Origin of the sequence: Methylibium sp. (genome assembly GCF_965279545.1) — a bacterium.
GTDB lineage: Bacteria > Pseudomonadota > Gammaproteobacteria > Burkholderiales > Burkholderiaceae_C > Methylibium.
Map to the genome: position 1 here is coordinate 2,502,532 of NZ_OZ257250.1, position 15,868 is coordinate 2,518,399.

Here is a 15,868-nt window from a genome sequence, read left to right on the forward strand (position 1 = left end):
CGCGGTGCTGGCGAGGCCGCCTGCGAAAGTATTCAAGCCCAGGCGGGCCGCGGTGGTGGCAGCGCTGGGACGGGTCGCTGTGTGGAGTGAAGTAAAGGAGGAGGGGGCGGCCGTGAGGCCGACGCCGGGGGACATGAACGCAACACAGCGACCCGGCGCAGCGCCCGCGCTCACAGTGGGCGCTCAGCGTTCCGGACAAAGACACGAACACCGCAAGCAGCCTGCCCAGTTCGGGCGCATGCCCTTCCGTCGCATTGACTGGCCCTAGACTTCCACGATGAGTACGCGCCCCACCCGCCGCCCTGCCGCCGCCCGTGCGCGCGCCGAGCTGCTGCCCTCCGCCACCGTCGCGAGCCTGCCGGCCATTGCCGTGCGCAGCAACCTCGCCGAGCAGGCCTACACCCAGCTCAAGACCGAGATCCACGACTTCCGTCTCGTACCCGGCGACCGCTTCTCCGAGGCCGAGATCGGCGCGCGCCTCGGCGTGAGCCGCACGCCGGTGCGCGAAGCGCTGTTCCGCCTGCGCAACGAGGGCTTCCTCGAGGTCGAGTCGAAGTCGGGCTGGTACGTGCGGCCGATCGACTTCGACAAGCTCGAGCAGCTCTACGACCTGCGCGTGCTGCTGGAGCTGGCCAGCGTCGCCAAGCTGTGCGCACGCGCCGACGACGCCCCCGAGCTCGACGCGCTGAAGACGGCCTGGCTGCTGCCGGTCGCAGAGCGGCTCGCCGACGGGCTCGAAGTCGGTGCGCTCGACGAGCAGTTCCACGCCACGCTGGTGCGCGCCGCCGGCAATGCCGAGATCGCCCGCGTGCACTGGGACGTGACCGAGCGCATCCGCATCATCCGGCGGCTGGACTTCACGCGCGGCGACCGCATCGACGCCACCTACACCGAGCACGCCAAGATCCTGCGCGCGGTGATGCAGCGCAAGCCCGACCAGGCCCAGCTGCTGCTCAAGAGCCACATCGAGCAGAGCAAGGCCGAGGTGCGCAAGATCACGCTCGCGATGCTGCAGCAGGCGCGCGCGCAACTCGCGCGCTGAGGCCGCCCGCCCCGCGGCCGGCGGCCCCCCGCGGGGCCGCGGGGGGTTCGTGCGCGGGCGCGCCGTGCCCCGTCGCAGCGAGGCGCCGCCCAGGCCGCCGCAGGCACGGCATTTGCGTATTCCAACTTGTATACCAATGCGTGCACCAAGACTGGCCGCTGCCGGTCGCCAGTGCCCCGCCCTCGCTGCCGCTATGCCATCCACGTAGAGGAAGAAGACCATGACGCAACACGATTTCCGGGCCTCGCGCCGCCGCGCGCTCGCGCAACTGTCGGCCGCCGGCCTGGCCACCGCCTCGCCGTGGGCGCTGCGCGCCGCGCAGGCCCAGACCAAGATGACCATCGGCGTGATCTACGTCGGCCCGAAGGACGACTTCGGCTACAACCAGGCGCAGGCCGCCGCCGCGGCCGAGGTCAAGAAGCTGCCGGGCCTCAAGGTCGTCGAGGAGGAGAACGTCCCCGAGACCACCGCGGTGCAGAAGACCATGACCGGCATGATCGTGCAGGACGGCGCCAAGCTGCTGTTCCCCACCTCGTTCGGCTACTTCGACCCGCACATGCTGGCGCTCGCCGCCAAGTACCCCGACGTGCGCTTCTCGCACTGCGGCGGCATGTGGACCGAGGGCAAGCACCCCAAGAACACCGGCAGCTTCTTCGGCTACATCGACGAGTGCCAGTACCTCAACGGCGTGATCGCCGGCCACATGAGCAAGAGCAAGAAGCTCGGCTTCGTGGCCGCCAAGCCGATCCCGCAGGTGCTGCGCAACATCAACGCCTTCACGATGGGCGCGCGCTCGGTCGACCCCAAGATCACCTGCACGGTCATCTTCACCGGCGAGTGGTCGATGGCCGTCAAGGAGGCCGAGGCCACCAACAGCCTGGCCGACCAGGGCGCCGACGTGTTCACGATGCACGTCGACGGGCCGAAGGTCATCGTCGAGACCGCCGCCAAGCGCGGCAAGATGGTCTGCGGCTACCACGCGAGCCAGGCCAAGCTGGCACCCAATGCCTACCTGACCGGCGCCGAGTGGAACTGGCTCACCGCCTACAAGACCATCATCGAGGCGGCGCAGGCCGGCAAGCCGCACCCGAACTTCCTGCGCGGCGGCCTGAAGGAAGGCTACGTGAAGATGTCCGCCTACGGCCCGATGGTGCCGGAGGCCGCGAAGAAGGCCGCCGACGGCATCAAGGCCAAGATGGTGGCGGGCTCGTTCGACATCTTCGCCGGCGGCCTGAAGGACAACAAGGGCGCGGTGGTCATCCCGGCCGGCAAGGTGCTGAAGCAGACCGACCTCGAACTCGAGAAGATGAACTACCTGGTCGAGGGTGTGGTCGGGTCGATCTGAGGCGGGCGCGGATCATGGTTGCTGACCGGCTCAAGTTCCTGCTCGTGGCGAGCAGCCGGAGCGCGGGCGGCCGGGCCGGAGAGCGCGAGGTCGGCGGCCGGCGCGTCGCGCCGACTGCCCTGCGGTGCTCGGTGTCGTGGCCGGGCCGCGGAACTCGCTCTGTTCGCTGCGCTCACGGCGCTCGGACAGCCGCGGCCAGTCAGTCCACGAGGCGCGCCGTGCGCGCCGGCCACGCCCCCTGCGCGCCTCGGCGCCTCGCACGCGCCCCCCGGCCCGGCCACCCGCACTCCGGCCATCACGCTACGGATGTATTGCCGTCGTGCACCTCTGCGGTTGCTGCGCGGCAGGCGGTGGGCGCCGGGGCGGTGTCGGGGTGCGGCGAGGAGCACAGGGTCGCAGGCGGCGCGCGCAGCGCGCTTCGTGATCCGATCCGGCGCGCTTGTCCGAGTGCAGTGAGCGCAGCGAACGAAGCGAGTTGCGCGACGCGCCTGCGGCACGCGCACCGCAGCGCAGTCGGCGCAGCGCGCCGACCGCACCCCATCACCGCCCCGGCGCCCACCGCCTGCCGCGCCTGCGCGCACCACTGACCGCCACAGGAGTCGACCGCCATGCGCAGCACCGCCCTCGCCGACATCCTGCTGCCGATCGGCGCGCTGGCCGCCGCGCTGCTGCTGTTCGGCGTGTTCGTGTGGTTCGGCGGCACCGACCCGGTCGAGGTGTGGGTGCTGCTGTTCAAGGGTGCCTTCGGCGACTGGTTCTCGTGGCAAAACACGCTGCAGCGCGCCGCGCCCCTGATGCTCACCGCGCTGTGCGTCGCGCTGCCGGCACGCGCCGGGCTGGTGATCATCGGCGGCGAGGGCGCGCTGGTGCTCGGCGGCCTGGCCGCCGCGGCGCTGCCCTATGCGGTGCCGCTGCCCGCCAACGTGATCGGCACCGTGCTGGTCTGCGCGGCCGGCATGGCGGCCGGTGCGGCGTGGATCGCGCTGGCCGGCGCGCTGCGCCAGTACCGCGGCGTCAACGAGACCATCAGCAGCCTGCTGCTCGCCTACATCGCGATCGCGCTGTTCAAGCAGATCGTCGAGGGCCCGCTGCGCGACCCGACCACGCTGAACAAGCCTTCGACGCGCGCGCTGGAGGAAGGCATCCGCATCGGCGGCATGTTCGGCTCCGACGTGCACTGGGGCCTGGTGCTGGGCCTGCTCGCCTGCGTCGCGCTGGGGCTGTGGCTGGCGCTCACCGCGCACGGCTTCGCGGTGCGGGTGGTCGGCGGCAACCCGCGCACCGCCCAGTTGGTGGGCCTGCCGGCCAGCGGGCTGATCCTGATCGCCTGCGCGATCGGCGGCGCGTGCGCCGGGCTGGCCGGCGCGATCGAGGTGGCTGCGGTGCACACCAACGCCAACGCATCCATCATCGCCGGCTATGGCTACGCCGGCATCCTGGTGAGTTTCATCGCACGGCACAACCCGATCGCCGTGATCCCGGTGGCCATCCTGTTCGGCGGCTTCGGCGCGGCCGGCAGCCTGCTGCAGCGCCGGCTCGATCTGCCCGATGCCTCGGTCCAGGTGCTGCAGGGCATCGCCTTCGTGCTGATCCTCGCCAGCGAGGCGCTGCGCGGCATCGACTGGCGCGCCGCGGCGGTGAAGCTCAGGCCACCGGCCGGTCCGGTGGCGCCGGTGCAGTTGAAGGTCGAGGGCGGGGGAACGTGATGACGATGACGACGAAGCAGCGGGTGCTCGAACACGCGGGAGCCACGTCATGAGCGACACCCTGATCGCCTTCTCCGCCGCCATCCTGGGCGGCGCGCTGCGCGTCGGCGTGCCCTTCCTGTTCGTGAGCCTCGGCGAGTGCCTGACCGAGAAGGCCGGCCGCATCAACCTCGGCCTCGAGGGCGTGCTGGTGCTGTCGGCGATGGCGGCGTTCGGCGGCGCCTACCTCAGCGGTTCGGTCTGGGTCGGCGTGCTGGTGGCGGCCGGCGCCGGTGCCTTGCTGGCGCTGCTGCACGGCCTGCTGTGCACGCTGCCGCGCGTCAACGACGTGGCGACCGGCATCGCGCTGATGCTGCTCGGCACCGGGCTGGCCTTCTACCTCGGCAAGCCGCTGATCCAGCCGCAGGCACCGCAGCTCACGCCGATCGCATTGGGCGGCTGGAGCGAGTCGAGCGTGGTGCAGGCCGCGCTGCAGATCAACCCGCTGCTGCCGCTGGGCATCGTGCTCGCGGTCGTGCTGTGGCTGGGCTTCGCGCGCACCCGCTGGGGCCTGCTGGTGCGGCTGGCCGGCGACTCGGCCAACGCGACACGCGCGCTGGGCTACTCGGTCGGCGCGATCCGCATCGCCGCCACCGCCGCGGGCGGCGCGATCGCCGGGCTGGGCGGGGCGTCGCTGACGCTGTTCTATCCGGGCAGCTGGAACGAGGGCATCTCCTCGGGCCAGGGCCTGATCGCGGTGGCGCTGGTGATCTTCGCGCGCTGGAGCCCGCTGCGCTGCGTGGGCGCGGCGCTGCTGTTCGGCGGCGCGGGCGCCATCGGCCCGGCGCTGCAGTCGATCGGCATCAGCCAGGGCTACTACCTGTTCAGCGCCGTGCCCTATGTGCTGACGCTGGTGATCCTGCTGCTGAGCTGCCGGCCCGGCAGCGTGGCCCAGGGCAGCCCGGGCGAACTGTCGTCCGCGCGCTGAGAGGAGCCTGCGATGCCCAACGAATCCTTCGTCAATGCCGAGCCCTACCCCTGGCCCTACGACGGCGACCTGCGCCCCGACAACACGGCGCTGATCGTCATCGACATGCAGACCGACTTCTGCGGCGTCGGCGGCTACGTCGACAAGATGGGCTACGACCTCGCGTTGACGCGCGCGCCGATCGAGCCGATCAAGCGGCTGATGACCCGCCTGCGCACGCTGGGCTTCCACATCATCCACACCCGCGAGGGCCACCGCCCCGACCTCGCCGACCTGCCGGCCAACAAGCGCTGGCGCTCGCGCCGCGCCGGCACCGACGGCGTGGGCATCGGCGACGCGGGGCCCTGCGGGCGCATCCTGGTGCGCGGCGAGCCGGGCTGGGAAATCATCCCCGAGCTCGCGCCGCTGCCGGGCGAGCCGGTGATCGACAAGCCCGGCAAGGGCTCGTTCTACGCGACCGACCTCGACATGCTGCTGCGCGTGCGCGGCATCCGCAACCTGCTGCTGGCCGGCATCACCACCGACGTGTGCGTGCACACGACGATGCGCGACGCCAACGACCGCGGCTACGAGTGCCTGCTGCTGTCGGACTGCACCGCGGCCACCGACCCCGGCAACCACCGCGCGGCGCTGCACATGGTGAAGATGCAGGGCGGCGTGTTCGGCGCGGTGGCGTCGTCGACCGCGGTGCTGGAGACGCTGACATGACCGCCCCCCTCGACCCCAAGCCCCGCCTCGACGGCGCACTGGCGCTCGACACCTTCGAGCTCACCAAGCGCTTCGGCAACTTCACCGCGCTCGACGGCGTGTCGATGCAGGTCGCCGCCGGCTCGGTGCATGCGCTGCTCGGCGAGAACGGCGCGGGCAAGAGCACGCTGGTCAAGTGCGTGGCCGGCTACCACCCGCCGGAGCAGGGCGCGGTGCTGATCGACGGGCGCGAGCAGGACATCGCCTCGCCCATCGTCGCGCGCACGCTCGGCATCGGCATGGTCTACCAGCACTTCACGCTCGCGCCCGGCATGACCGTGGCCGAGAACCTGCTGCTGGCCGGCGGCCGAACACCGGCACTGATCGACTGGGCCAAGGAGCGCAAGGCGCTGGCCGAGTTCCTGACCACCACGCCCTTCACGCTCGACCTCGACGCCACGCCGGCCCAGCTGGCCGCCGGCGAGAAGCAGAAGCTCGAGCTGCTGAAGCAGCTCTACCTGAAGCCGCGGCTGCTGATCCTCGACGAACCCACCTCGGTGCTCACGCCGCAGGAGGCCGACGAGGTGCTGGCCTTCGTGCGCGCCGTCGCGCGGCGCGGCGAGTGCACCGTGCTGATGATCACGCACAAGTTCCGCGAGGTCATGGCCTATGCCGACGCGGTGACGGTGCTGCGCCGCGGCCGCAAGGTGCATGGCGCGCGCGTCCCCGAGACCACGCCGGCGCAACTGGCGCAGGCCATGATCGGCGAATCGACCGACAGCGCGACGCGCATGGCGGCGACCGGCGAACCGGTGGCCCGCACGCCGGTGCCCGCCGACGCACCCATCGCGCTGCAGGTCGACGGCCTCGACGCGCTGGGCGACCGCGGCACGCTCGCGGTGCAGGGCCTGAGCCTGGCGGTGAAGGCCGGCGAGATCCTCGGCATCGCCGGCGTGTCCGGCAACGGCCAGCGCGAGTTGGTCGAGGCGCTGGTCGGGCAGCGCCCGCGGCTGGCCGGCTCGGTGCGCGTGGGCGGCGTGCCCTACGGCGCCAAGCGCCACGAGAACCGCGTGCTGAAGCTGCGCGCGCTGCCCGAGGAGCCGCTGCGCAGCGCCAGCGTGGCCGAGCTCAGCGTGGCGCAGAACATGGCGCTGCGCGACTTCGACCAGCCGCCGCTGCAGCGCGGCTGGCTGCGCTTCGGTGCGTGGAAGGAACGCGCCCGCGCCTGGATCACCGAATACGGCATCAAGACGCGCGGCGAGAACGCGCCGATCGGTTCGCTGTCGGGCGGCAACGTGCAGCGCGCGGTGCTGGCACGCGAGCTGGCCGGCGACGTGAACGTGCTGATCGCCGCCAACCCGGTGTTCGGCCTCGATTTCGCGGCAGTGGCCGAGATCCACGCGCGGCTGCTGCTGGTGCGCGAGCGCGGCGGCGCGGTGCTGCTGATCAGCGAGGACCTCGACGAGTTGATCGAGCTGGCCGACCGCATCGCGGTGATGAGCGAAGGCCGCATCGTGTTCGAGACGCCGGCCGCCGACGTCGACCGCCACACCATCGGCGCGCACATGGGCGGCGGCGCCGACCACGGGCACGCCCAGCCGTTGCCGGAGGCCGCATGACGAGCACGACGACACCGCAGACCGTGAGCGTGCCGGCCACGCCGTTCGACTACCGGCTCGCCCCCGGCACGACCGCGCTCGTCGTGATCGACATGCAGCGCGACTTCATCGAGCCCGGCGGCTTCGGCGCCTCGCTCGGCAACGACGTGTCGCTGCTGGTGCCGGCCATCGCGCCGATCGCCGCGCTGCTGGCCGCCTGGCGCGCGCGCGGCTGGCCGGTGGTGCACACCCGCGAGGCGCACAAGGCCGACCTGAGCGACTGCCCGCCGGCCAAGCGGCTGCGCGGCGAACCGACGCTGCGCATCGGCGACCCCGGCCCGATGGGCCGGCTGCTGATCAGCGGCGAGCCCGGCACCGAGATCATCGCCGCGCTGGCGCCGCAGGCCGGCGAGATCGTGCTCGACAAGCCCGGCAAGGGCATGTTCTGGGCCACCGGCCTGCACGAGCGGCTGCAGGCCCTGGGGGTGAGCCACCTGGTGTTCACCGGCGTGACCACTGAGGTCTGCGTGCAGACCTCGATGCGCGAGGCCAACGACCGCGGCTACGACTGCCTGCTGGTGGAAGACGGCACCGAGAGCTACTTCCCGGCCTACAAGGCCGCGGTGCTGGAGATGATCGCGGCCCAGGGCGCGATCGTCGGCTGGCATGCGCCGAGCGCGGCGGTGCTGGCGGCGCTGCCCGAGCCTTGAGTCGTCGTCGTCGTGTGCTGAAGTTCGCCGGCTGCGATGCGGGTGCCTGCAGGTCGGTGCGGCAAAGGCGCGCCCGGGCAGGCGGTGGCGCTCCGCCTGCCCGGGCGCGCCATTGATGAACCACCGCCGGTGTTCGCCACGCAGGCCACCACGGCTGCTTATCGCGGCAGGCGCTGCCCCACCGAGCACCGCGAGCACCTGGACATGGAGGAGACCCGCCACAACCAGGCGCTGTGGGCGGCCTACAGCGATGCCGAGTTGCAGGCGATGGAGGGCCGCATCCTGGCCGGCGTCGGCCCGCAGGAGATGAGCCTGTGGCTGCGCTGGCTGATCCCGGCGCTCAACCCCACCGAGCGCGCGCAACTGATCGCCGGCATGCCCCCCGCGGCCCAGGCGCCGGTGCTGGACACGTCTCGCGCGCTGCTGGACGACGTGGCGTGGGCGAAGCTCTGCAGGGCGCTGGACCACGCCCCGGTGCCGGGGCTTGTGGAGGTTTGAGCACGAGTGGAGCCGAACAACCAGTGCAGGTCCAGCACGGCACCGCCGCTCAAGCCTTCACTTCGACCACCTGTTCGAAGCCACCAAAGATCATTCGCTTGCCGTCGAAGGGCATGGGCGGATTGCCGGGTGTGGACGGGTCCATGCGCGGGTCTTCCAGCATCTTCTTCATGGCGGCGTCGCGCGTGGCCTTGTCCGGCCATTCGACCCACGAAAACGCCACCGTCTCCTCGGCCGTAGCCTGGACCGCGCGGCGGAAATCGGTGACTTTGCCGTCGGGGACGTCGTCGCCCCAACTCTCGATCACACGGATCGCACCCAGCTCGATGAACAGCGCGTCGAAATGACGCGCGTGCTCAATGAACTTCTGCTTGTTGGCCGTGGGAACCGCGATCACGAAACCGTCGATATAGGACATGCCTTAACTCCTGGCGAGGGTTGACCGGTCGGCACACCCGCCTGAGCGCGCCTCGTACCTTGTCGACGAACGAAAAGAAGCTGATTCGACATGATTGCTCGGTGCGCGAGCGCTCGTCCTGTGGCGGCGATGGCTCGTTTGACTTCGAGCCTGACCGCAGCCAAAGCGCGACAGCACCCGGGGTTTTCCTCAGAGGTCGACATGGATCTCGGCAATCGTGAGGTCACGACCATTCACCGTTTCCTTTGCCAAGGCGCTCGGCGATGCGGCGGGCAGTCGATTGATCAGGACCCGCTCACCGTGAGGAGTCGCCTCCATGAGCTGAAAGCGGCGCGGCGAACGTTGCCTGAACGGAATTGCAGCCGTGGAGCGCAGGACCAGGGTGTCTGTGTTGCCCGGCGATAGCGCTGGGGTGGCCGGCTCGAAATCGACCTGGCCATCCGCGTCGCGGATGAAGAGCGCGCGACCGGAAGCGCCCCGCACCGAATACCTCCAGACAACCGCGCGGGCATCGAAGGCGATGAACCAGGCCATCCCCGGCGGGTCGGCCGACGACCACCGGATGCGGACGAAGCCAACGAGTGCAGGCGGGGCGTGCTGCGTGGTCGAGCGCAGTAGAGGCAGCGCCTCCCGTGCGGCCCGATCGGCCGCGGAGACGGTCGCGCCCGTGTGCAGCCTGCGAGCGGAGTCGCCGTCGGTGGCGGGGGCCCTGGTGCTGTCGAACCACAGCGTGGAGTCCAAGTCCGCGACGTCGATGTCGGTGTACCCGAAGAACGCGGGGTCCGTCGCCGTGAGTTGAAACAGCAGGTCGGCAGCGGTGTCGCCGCCCGGGCCATCGGACCGGAAGGCGGACAGCCCTCTGTTGTCGACGTGGTACATCAGACCCAGCGTTGAAAACCGTGCTGGAGACGGCTCCACCAGTTGCCACGCGAGAGGCGCGGAGGCCCCGACGTCATCAAAGTAGGCGTGACGCACCTCTACGGAGAAGGCCATTTGCCAGCGCTGCGGCGCGTTACCGGTCACGTTGACCTCAACGTCTTGAAGATTGCGTATTGTGAGGGGATGTTGGCGCCGGGATTCCCGTCACTCGAAGCCGTCAGGGCGTCTGTGGAAAAGAGAACGCCATAGGCTCCTTGAGCCGGGCGCTCGAACTCTCATGGGGCCAGGTAGAAATCCATGGGGATCAGCTCCACGGCCCATCCGCCTTCTTCGCCCAGCGTGGCGGCCGGGTGCATGGCGGCGATGCGCAGCGCCTCGTCACGGCTGTCCGCGTCGATGATGAACAGGCCGCCGACCACTTCCTTCGATTCGGTGTAGGGCCCATCACTGACCTGCGTTTTGCCGCTGCGCGGGCGAAGCGTCCGCCAAGTGTCCAGATCGCCAAGCGACGCGGAGACCAGAACCTTCCCCGTGGCGCGCATCTTCTCGTCCAATGCCGGGCATTGGCGAACCAGCTCCTTGACGTCGTCTGGCGCCATCGCGGCGAACTTTTCGGGAGTGAAGTAGGCAAGGCCGAGGTATTTCACGGGACGTCCTTAGGGTGGGTGATGCACTCACGACGAAGTTGACGATCGGAAATCGACACTGTCCAGGAAAAATTTTCAGCGAGTCTCGGACAGCCTGACCGCTCAGGCGAACCACCAAGATCTGCAGGGCCCAGCATGGGGCCCGTCGCCGTGAGGGGCTTGATATGGCTCAAGCCCGCCCACGGCACGCCCCACTCACCGCCGCCGAACGCTGCATGCAAAGCCGCTGAACGCCACGCCGCGGCGGCGGTGATGCAATGGTGGGCATGAGCAACGCGACCTCCACCCCCCTGCCCGCCCTGTACGTCTCCCACGGCTCGCCGATGCTGGCCCTCGAGCCCGGCACCACCGGCCCGTTCTTCCAGCGCCTGGGCCGAGCGATCGACACGCACTTCGGCCGGCCCAAAGCCATCGTCGTGGTCTCGCCGCACACCGCCGCGCGCATGCCGCTGGTGCTGGGCAGCGCCGCGCACCACGCGGTGCACGACTTCGGCGGCTTCCCGCCCGCGCTCTACGAACTGCAGTACAGCCCGCCCGGCGCGCCCGCACTGGGCCAGCGCGTGAGCGGTCTGCTGGCCGCGCGAGGCATCGCCACGCAGCCCAGCGACGAGGCGGGCCTCGACCACGGCATCTGGTCGGTGCTGCGCTTCGCCTGGCCCGAGGCCGACGTGCCGGTGCTGCCCATCGCGCTGGCGCCGCAGCAGACGCCGGCGGCGCAATGGGCGCTCGGTGCAGCGCTCGCGCCGCTGCTGGCCGACGGCGTGCTGGTGCTCGGCAGCGGCAGCCTCACGCACAACCTGCGGCTGGTGTTCTCGGGCCACCGCCTTGATGCGCCCGGCGGCGGCGACCTGCCCGAAATGGCCGAGAGCCGCGCCTTCCGCGACTGGGTGCTGGGCCGCAGCGCCGCGCGCGACCGCGACGCGCTGCTCGACTACCGTGCGCAGGCGCCGCACGCCGCGCTGATGCACCCGACCGACGAACACTGGTTGCCCTTCTACATCGCCGCCGGTGCCGGCGGGCTGGACGCGCCGGGGCTGCGGCTGCACGAGGCCGTGACCTACGGCAGCCTGGCGATGGACGCCTACGCCTTCGGCGCTGGCGCGCAGCCGCTGACGCAGGCGCTGGCCGAGGAAGCTGCGGCGACGCGCTGAGGTGAGGTGGTTCAGCTCCCGCTGTGCGGGAGCGGGTTGGGGTGAGCGCAGTTCACAAAACCCCCTCACCCCGGCCCTCTCCCCCGTGGCCGGGGGAGAGGGAGTTTTTCTTCTCTCCTTCTCCCTCTCCCGCTGGCGGGAGAGGGTTGGGGTGAGGGCCGCGCCCACCCTCAACTCCACTCAGCTCAGCGCAACGCCCCCGGCCGCAGCCTCAGCACCTCCAGCGGCGTCACCGGCGGCGCGTCGTTGCCCCACGCGCCGCGCACGTAGCTGACCACCGCGGCCGTGTCGGCCTCGTCCAGCACATGCGCGAACGGCGGCATGCCGAAGGGCCGCGGATTGCCGGCCGTGGCCGGCAGGTAGCCGCCGCCGTGGACGATGCGGACCAGGTTCGCGGCCGAGTCCATGGTCACCGCGCGGTTGCCGGCCAGCGGCGGGTAGAGGCCCGGCGCTCCCTCGCCGGCGGCGCCATGGCACTGCGCGCAGTGCTGCTCGTAGAGCTTGCCGCCGCGCGACGTGGGCGAGGCCGCCACGTAGGCCGTACTCGCCTCGCGTGGCCGCGCCGGGCGCTGCGGCAGCGACTGCAGGAACACCGCCATCGCCCGCAGATCGGCATCGCTCAGGTGCTGGGTGCTGCGCAGCACCACCTCGGCCATCGGCCCCATCACGGAGCCGCGCGCCGAGCGGCCGGTCTTCAGCAGGTCCACCACCTCCTGCGTGGCCCACTCGGCCACGCCGGCTTCGTCGGCCGACAGCAGCGAGGGCGCGTACCAGTTCTGCACCGGGATCAGGCCGCCGCCGAGCTCCAGGCTCAGCTCGCCGGCGCCCCATGCATTGCGGCTGGTGTGGCAGGCGCTGCAGTGGCCGAGGCCGCGCACCAGGTAGGCGCCGCGGTTCCACTCGGCCGGTTGCGCCGCGTCGGCCTCGAAGCGGGCGGGCTCAAAGTACAGCGCGCGCCACACCGCCAGTGCGGCCTGGGTGTCGTAGGGGAAGCGCAGCACGTGCGGCGGCCGGGCCTGCACCACCGGCGGCAGGCTGCGCAGGTAGGCGAACAAGGCGTCGCTGTCCTCGCGCGTGACGAGCGTGTAGTCGGTGTACGGAAAGGCCGGGTAGAGCAGACGGCCGTCCATCGAGCGGCCATGGTGCATGGCCCGCCAAAAGTGCGCGGCGCTCCAGCGGCCCAGGCCAGTGGCGTCGTCAGGCGTGAGGTTGGACGAGAACACGGTGCCGAACGGCGTCTCGATGCCGCGGCCGCCCGCATACGCCACCCCGCCGCGCGCGGTGTGGCAGGCCACGCAGTTGCCGGCACGCGCGAGGTAGGCGCCATGCTCGACCTGCTGCGCGGTCGGTGCGAACGGTGGCGCCTCGGCCGGGATCGGCGCCTCGCCGCGCACATTGAGCGCCCACACGACGGCGCACAGGCCGGCGATCGCCACCGCGACGCCGAGCGTCCACGTGCCGATCTTCAAGAGAGGCGGCTTCATGCGCGCGCCCTCACTGCGGCACGCCGCCGCAGGTCAGCGGCAGCTTCGCGGGCAGCGTGGCCGCGGGCTTCGCGCCGGCCGGGACCGGCTGCGACGACAGCCAGGTCGACAGCGCCGCGATGTCCTGCGGCGCGAGCCGCCGCGCCACCTCGGCCATGCAGTCGGGCGCCTCGGCGTGGCGCTGGCCCTGGCGCCACTGGCCGAGCTGGCTGTTGAGGTAGTCGCGCGGCAGACCCAGCAGGCCGGGGATCGCCGGCTTCACGCCCAGCATCGCCTCGCCATGGCACTGCACGCAGGCCGGCAGCTTGCGCGCCGCATCGCCCTGCCGCACCAGCACGCGGCCGCGCTCCAGCATGGCCAGCGGCGCGTCGCGCGTCTGCGGCGGCGGGTAGGGCAGGTCGAGGTTCGCGAAGTACTCGGCGATCTCGCGCAGGTAGTCGTCGGACAGCGGCTCGATCAGCGCGCTCATCAGCGGGTAGTGGCGGCGCCCGTCGCGAAAGTTGACGAGCTGGTGGTAGAGGTAGCCGGCCGGCTTGCCGGCGATGCGCGGGAAGTAGCCGAGGTTCGTGGCCTGGCCTTCCTTGCCATGGCAGGTGGTGCAGGCCACGACACGCTGAGCCAGCGTGTCTTGTGGGGGACCACGCTGAGCCAGCGTGTCTTGTGGGGGACCACGCTGAGCCAGCGTGTCTTGCGGGGGACCACGCTGAGCCAGCGTGTCTTGCGGAGGACTGCGCTGCGCCGGCGTGTCCCGCGGCGCCGCACGCGAGCCCGGGGCGTCCTGCGCGGACACCGCCGCGAGGCACAGGCTGGCGAGCAGCACGCCGGCCAGGGACTGCAGCGGGTTCATCTCAGCTCAGGCCGCTCACCGCCAGGCCGGCCAGCGTGACGAGGCCGGCCACGAACAGCGCCGCCAGCCCGATGGCCACCAGCAGCAGCGGCAGCGGCCGGGCCCGCTGCACGTCGATCGCGTGGTCGGCGCCCTTGCGCACGCCGAAGAAGCTCCACAGCACGATCTGGACACAGTGCAGGACGTTCACGGTCGGACTCCTCGGGACATGGCCGCACTGTGCGCCGCGGCGGGGCGCATTAGAAGACTCAGATCGACGCCAAAAAACCATATCAGTTGAAGGAGCCGGTCGAATTTCCGGAGTCAGACTCAGTACAGTTCCTGGGCAACGCCCGCCACCCAGACCCATGAAACGCTACGAACGCTACGCCGACGAGATCGCCCGGCTGATCGCCGACCGCGCGCTGCAGCCCGGCGACCGCCTGCCCTCGGTGCGCCAGGCCAGCGCGCACCGAGGCATCAGCCCGTCGACGGTGTTCCAGGCCTACTACCTGCTGGAGTCGCGCGGGCTGGTCGAGGCACGGCCGCGCTCGGGCTACTACGTCGCGGCGCGCGCCGTGCCGGCGCCGGCCGAGCCGCGGCTGTCGCGGCCGCGCCAGCGCTCCAGCGGCGTCGAGGTCAGCGAGCTGGTGTTCGAGGTGCTGGGCTCGGTGAAGGAGCGCGACGTGGTGCCGCTGGGCTCGGCCTTTCCGAGCCCGCAGCTCTTTCCGATGGGGCAGCTGGCCCGCGGGCTCGCCGCGGGCCTCAAGCGCCTGGACCCGTGGCGCACGGTGGAAGACCTGACACCCGGCAGCGCGCGGCTGCGCCAGCAGATCGCACTGCGCTACCGGCTCGACGGGCTGGAGATCGACGCGGATGAAATCGTCATCACCAACGGCGCGCTCGAAGCGCTCAACCTCAGCCTGCAGGCGCTCACCCGCCCGGGCGACACGGTGGTCGTCGAGTCGCCGACCTTCTATGCCGCGCTGCAGGCGCTGGAGCAGCAGCACCTGAAGGCGCTGGAGGTCGCGACCCACCCGCGCACCGGCATCGACCTCGCGGCGCTGGCGCAGGCGCTGGACCGCCACACGGTCAAGGCCTGCTGGCTGATGCCCAACTTCCAGAACCCGCTCGGCAGCCTGATGCCCGACGAGCACAAGCGCGCGCTGGTCGAGCTGCTCGCCGCGCGCAGCGTGCCGCTGATCGAGGACGACGTCTACGGCGAGCTGCACCACGGCACGCGCCGCCCGCCGCCGGCCAAGGCCTGGGACCGGGCCGGCGGCGTGCTGCACTGCGCCTCGTTCTCGAAGTGCCTGGCGCCCGGCTACCGCGTCGGCTGGGTCGCGGCCGGCCGCCATGCGCAGGCCATCGAGCGGCGCAAGCTGATGACCACGCTGTCGGCCGCGGTGCCCTCGCAGCTCGCACTGTCGGAGTACCTGGCGCGCGGCGGCTACGACCGCCACCTGCGCCGGCTGCGCCAGGCGCTCGCGCGCCAGCAGGCGCTCGCGCTGCGCAGCATCGCGCGCCACTTCCCGCCCGGCACGCGGGTCGCACGGCCCGAGGGCGGCTACTTCCTGTGGATCGAACTGCCAGCCAACGTGGACGCGCTGGCGCTGCACCGGCTGGCGCTCGCGCAGCGCATCAGCCTCGCACCGGGACAGCTGTTCTCGACCGACCGGCGCTTTCGGCACTTCGTGCGCCTGAACCATGGCCACCCGGACGATGCGCGCTTCGAGTCCGCGGTGCAGACGGTGGGGGAACTGGCCCGCGCGCTGGCCGCCACGACGCCGAATTGAACGGTCTTCACCCGCGTTTTCGCCCGAATCCCGGGAGCGGACCGCCGGCATCATCGGAACAAGGGTAGCGAAGCGAAAGCGGGTCGACACGGCCGCTCGGCTCGCACCTGCCTG

At 71.3% G+C, this 15,868-nt stretch carries 16 protein-coding genes; 10 read left to right on the plus strand and 6 right to left on the minus strand.

The features are described 5' to 3' along the window. The first annotated feature begins 277 nt into the window (after nucleotides 1–277). The 8 genes from ACQY9S_RS11615 (at nucleotide 278) to ACQY9S_RS11650 (ending at nucleotide 8,553) form a co-directional block, all read left to right on the plus strand. Nucleotides 278–1,042 (plus strand): GntR family transcriptional regulator, encoded by a 765-nt coding sequence (locus ACQY9S_RS11615; RefSeq protein WP_428419862.1) that lies wholly within the window; start codon nucleotides 278–280, stop codon nucleotides 1,040–1,042. A 220-nt stretch (nucleotides 1,043–1,262) separates the two neighbouring features. Continuing rightward, the gene (locus tag ACQY9S_RS11620) at nucleotides 1,263–2,387 is read left to right on the plus strand and encodes a BMP family ABC transporter substrate-binding protein (protein WP_428419863.1); all 1,125 of its coding nucleotides are present in this window, start codon (nucleotides 1,263–1,265) and stop codon (nucleotides 2,385–2,387) included. 608 nt (nucleotides 2,388–2,995) lie between these two features. Then, the gene (locus ACQY9S_RS11625; protein WP_428419864.1) at nucleotides 2,996–4,093 is read left to right on the plus strand and encodes an ABC transporter permease; all 1,098 of its coding nucleotides are present in this window, start codon (nucleotides 2,996–2,998) and stop codon (nucleotides 4,091–4,093) included. 49 nt (nucleotides 4,094–4,142) lie between these two features. Beyond that, nucleotides 4,143–5,060 carry an ABC transporter permease gene (locus ACQY9S_RS11630; RefSeq protein WP_428419865.1) on the plus strand — a complete coding sequence of 306 codons (918 nt, stop codon included), beginning with the start codon at nucleotides 4,143–4,145 and terminating at the stop codon, nucleotides 5,058–5,060. 12 nt (nucleotides 5,061–5,072) lie between these two features. After that, nucleotides 5,073–5,768, plus strand: a complete 696-nt coding sequence (biuH, locus tag ACQY9S_RS11635; protein ID WP_428419866.1) for a biuret amidohydrolase — start codon at nucleotides 5,073–5,075, stop codon at nucleotides 5,766–5,768. After that, the gene (locus tag ACQY9S_RS11640) at nucleotides 5,765–7,366 is read left to right on the plus strand and encodes an ABC transporter ATP-binding protein (RefSeq protein WP_428419867.1); all 1,602 of its coding nucleotides are present in this window, start codon (nucleotides 5,765–5,767) and stop codon (nucleotides 7,364–7,366) included. The genes biuH and ACQY9S_RS11640 overlap by 4 nt, the downstream gene beginning before the upstream one ends. Continuing rightward, nucleotides 7,363–8,055 carry a cysteine hydrolase family protein gene (locus ACQY9S_RS11645; protein WP_428419868.1) on the plus strand — a complete coding sequence of 231 codons (693 nt, stop codon included), beginning with the start codon at nucleotides 7,363–7,365 and terminating at the stop codon, nucleotides 8,053–8,055. Before ACQY9S_RS11640 ends, ACQY9S_RS11645 begins: the two co-directional genes overlap by 4 nt. A gap of 129 nt (nucleotides 8,056–8,184) precedes the next feature. Beyond that, nucleotides 8,185–8,553, plus strand: a complete 369-nt coding sequence (locus ACQY9S_RS11650) for a hypothetical protein (RefSeq protein WP_428419869.1) — start codon at nucleotides 8,185–8,187, stop codon at nucleotides 8,551–8,553. Nucleotides 8,554–8,602: 49 nt separating this feature from the next. On the opposite strand, the gene ACQY9S_RS11655 is transcribed toward ACQY9S_RS11650, so the two are convergent. The 3 genes from ACQY9S_RS11655 to ACQY9S_RS11665 all read right to left on the minus strand — a co-directional run bounded on the left by ACQY9S_RS11655 (nucleotide 8,603) and on the right by ACQY9S_RS11665 (nucleotide 10,497). Continuing rightward, a complete protein-coding gene (locus tag ACQY9S_RS11655; protein ID WP_056325778.1) occupies nucleotides 8,603–8,971 on the minus strand; it encodes a DUF1428 domain-containing protein in 369 nt (122 codons plus the stop codon). A 189-nt stretch (nucleotides 8,972–9,160) separates the two neighbouring features. Beyond that, nucleotides 9,161–9,994 (minus strand): hypothetical protein, encoded by an 834-nt coding sequence (locus ACQY9S_RS11660; protein ID WP_428419870.1) that lies wholly within the window; start codon nucleotides 9,992–9,994, stop codon nucleotides 9,161–9,163. Nucleotides 9,995–10,125: 131 nt separating this feature from the next. Beyond that, nucleotides 10,126–10,497: a YciI family protein gene (locus ACQY9S_RS11665; protein WP_428419871.1), complete on the minus strand. Its 372-nt coding sequence runs from the start codon at nucleotides 10,495–10,497 to the stop codon at nucleotides 10,126–10,128. Nucleotides 10,498–10,763: 266 nt separating this feature from the next. On the opposite strand from ACQY9S_RS11665, the gene ACQY9S_RS11670 reads away from it, so the two are divergent. Further along, complete coding sequence (locus tag ACQY9S_RS11670; protein ID WP_428419872.1) at nucleotides 10,764–11,648, plus strand: dioxygenase family protein; 885 nt, start codon at nucleotides 10,764–10,766, stop codon at nucleotides 11,646–11,648. A 185-nt stretch (nucleotides 11,649–11,833) separates the two neighbouring features. On the opposite strand, the gene ACQY9S_RS11675 is transcribed toward ACQY9S_RS11670, so the two are convergent. From ACQY9S_RS11675 to ACQY9S_RS11685, 3 genes are read right to left on the minus strand one after another with little or no spacing between them, the layout of a single operon-like run. Further along, the gene (locus ACQY9S_RS11675; protein WP_428419873.1) at nucleotides 11,834–13,132 is read right to left on the minus strand and encodes a c-type cytochrome; all 1,299 of its coding nucleotides are present in this window, start codon (nucleotides 13,130–13,132) and stop codon (nucleotides 11,834–11,836) included. A 10-nt stretch (nucleotides 13,133–13,142) separates the two neighbouring features. After that, nucleotides 13,143–13,979 carry a c-type cytochrome gene (locus ACQY9S_RS11680; protein ID WP_428419874.1) on the minus strand — a complete coding sequence of 279 codons (837 nt, stop codon included), beginning with the start codon at nucleotides 13,977–13,979 and terminating at the stop codon, nucleotides 13,143–13,145. Nucleotide 13,980: 1 nt separating this feature from the next. Beyond that, nucleotides 13,981–14,169, minus strand: a complete 189-nt coding sequence (locus ACQY9S_RS11685; RefSeq protein ID WP_428419875.1) for a DUF2970 domain-containing protein — start codon at nucleotides 14,167–14,169, stop codon at nucleotides 13,981–13,983. 157 nt (nucleotides 14,170–14,326) lie between these two features. Between ACQY9S_RS11685 and ACQY9S_RS11690 the strand changes: the two genes are divergently transcribed. Continuing rightward, complete coding sequence (locus ACQY9S_RS11690; protein ID WP_428419876.1) at nucleotides 14,327–15,754, plus strand: PLP-dependent aminotransferase family protein; 1,428 nt, start codon at nucleotides 14,327–14,329, stop codon at nucleotides 15,752–15,754. Nucleotides 15,755–15,868 lie beyond the last annotated feature (114 nt).

Coding starts and splice junctions, on each gene's coding strand:
- ACQY9S_RS11690 (WP_428419876.1), top strand. CDS start 14,327: ATGAAACGCTACGAACGCTACGCCGACGAGATCGCCCGGCTGATCGCC.
- ACQY9S_RS11655 (WP_056325778.1), bottom strand. CDS start 8,971: ATGTCCTATATCGACGGTTTCGTGATCGCGGTTCCCACGGCCAACAAG.
- ACQY9S_RS11640 (WP_428419867.1), top strand. CDS start 5,765: ATGACCGCCCCCCTCGACCCCAAGCCCCGCCTCGACGGCGCACTGGCG.
- biuH (WP_428419866.1), top strand. CDS start 5,073: ATGCCCAACGAATCCTTCGTCAATGCCGAGCCCTACCCCTGGCCCTAC.
- ACQY9S_RS11645 (WP_428419868.1), top strand. CDS start 7,363: ATGACGAGCACGACGACACCGCAGACCGTGAGCGTGCCGGCCACGCCG.
- ACQY9S_RS11670 (WP_428419872.1), top strand. CDS start 10,764: ATGAGCAACGCGACCTCCACCCCCCTGCCCGCCCTGTACGTCTCCCAC.
- ACQY9S_RS11630 (WP_428419865.1), top strand. CDS start 4,143: ATGAGCGACACCCTGATCGCCTTCTCCGCCGCCATCCTGGGCGGCGCG.
- ACQY9S_RS11625 (WP_428419864.1), top strand. CDS start 2,996: ATGCGCAGCACCGCCCTCGCCGACATCCTGCTGCCGATCGGCGCGCTG.
- ACQY9S_RS11680 (WP_428419874.1), bottom strand. CDS start 13,979: ATGAACCCGCTGCAGTCCCTGGCCGGCGTGCTGCTCGCCAGCCTGTGC.
- ACQY9S_RS11615 (WP_428419862.1), top strand. CDS start 278: ATGAGTACGCGCCCCACCCGCCGCCCTGCCGCCGCCCGTGCGCGCGCC.
- ACQY9S_RS11675 (WP_428419873.1), bottom strand. CDS start 13,132: ATGAAGCCGCCTCTCTTGAAGATCGGCACGTGGACGCTCGGCGTCGCG.
- ACQY9S_RS11620 (WP_428419863.1), top strand. CDS start 1,263: ATGACGCAACACGATTTCCGGGCCTCGCGCCGCCGCGCGCTCGCGCAA.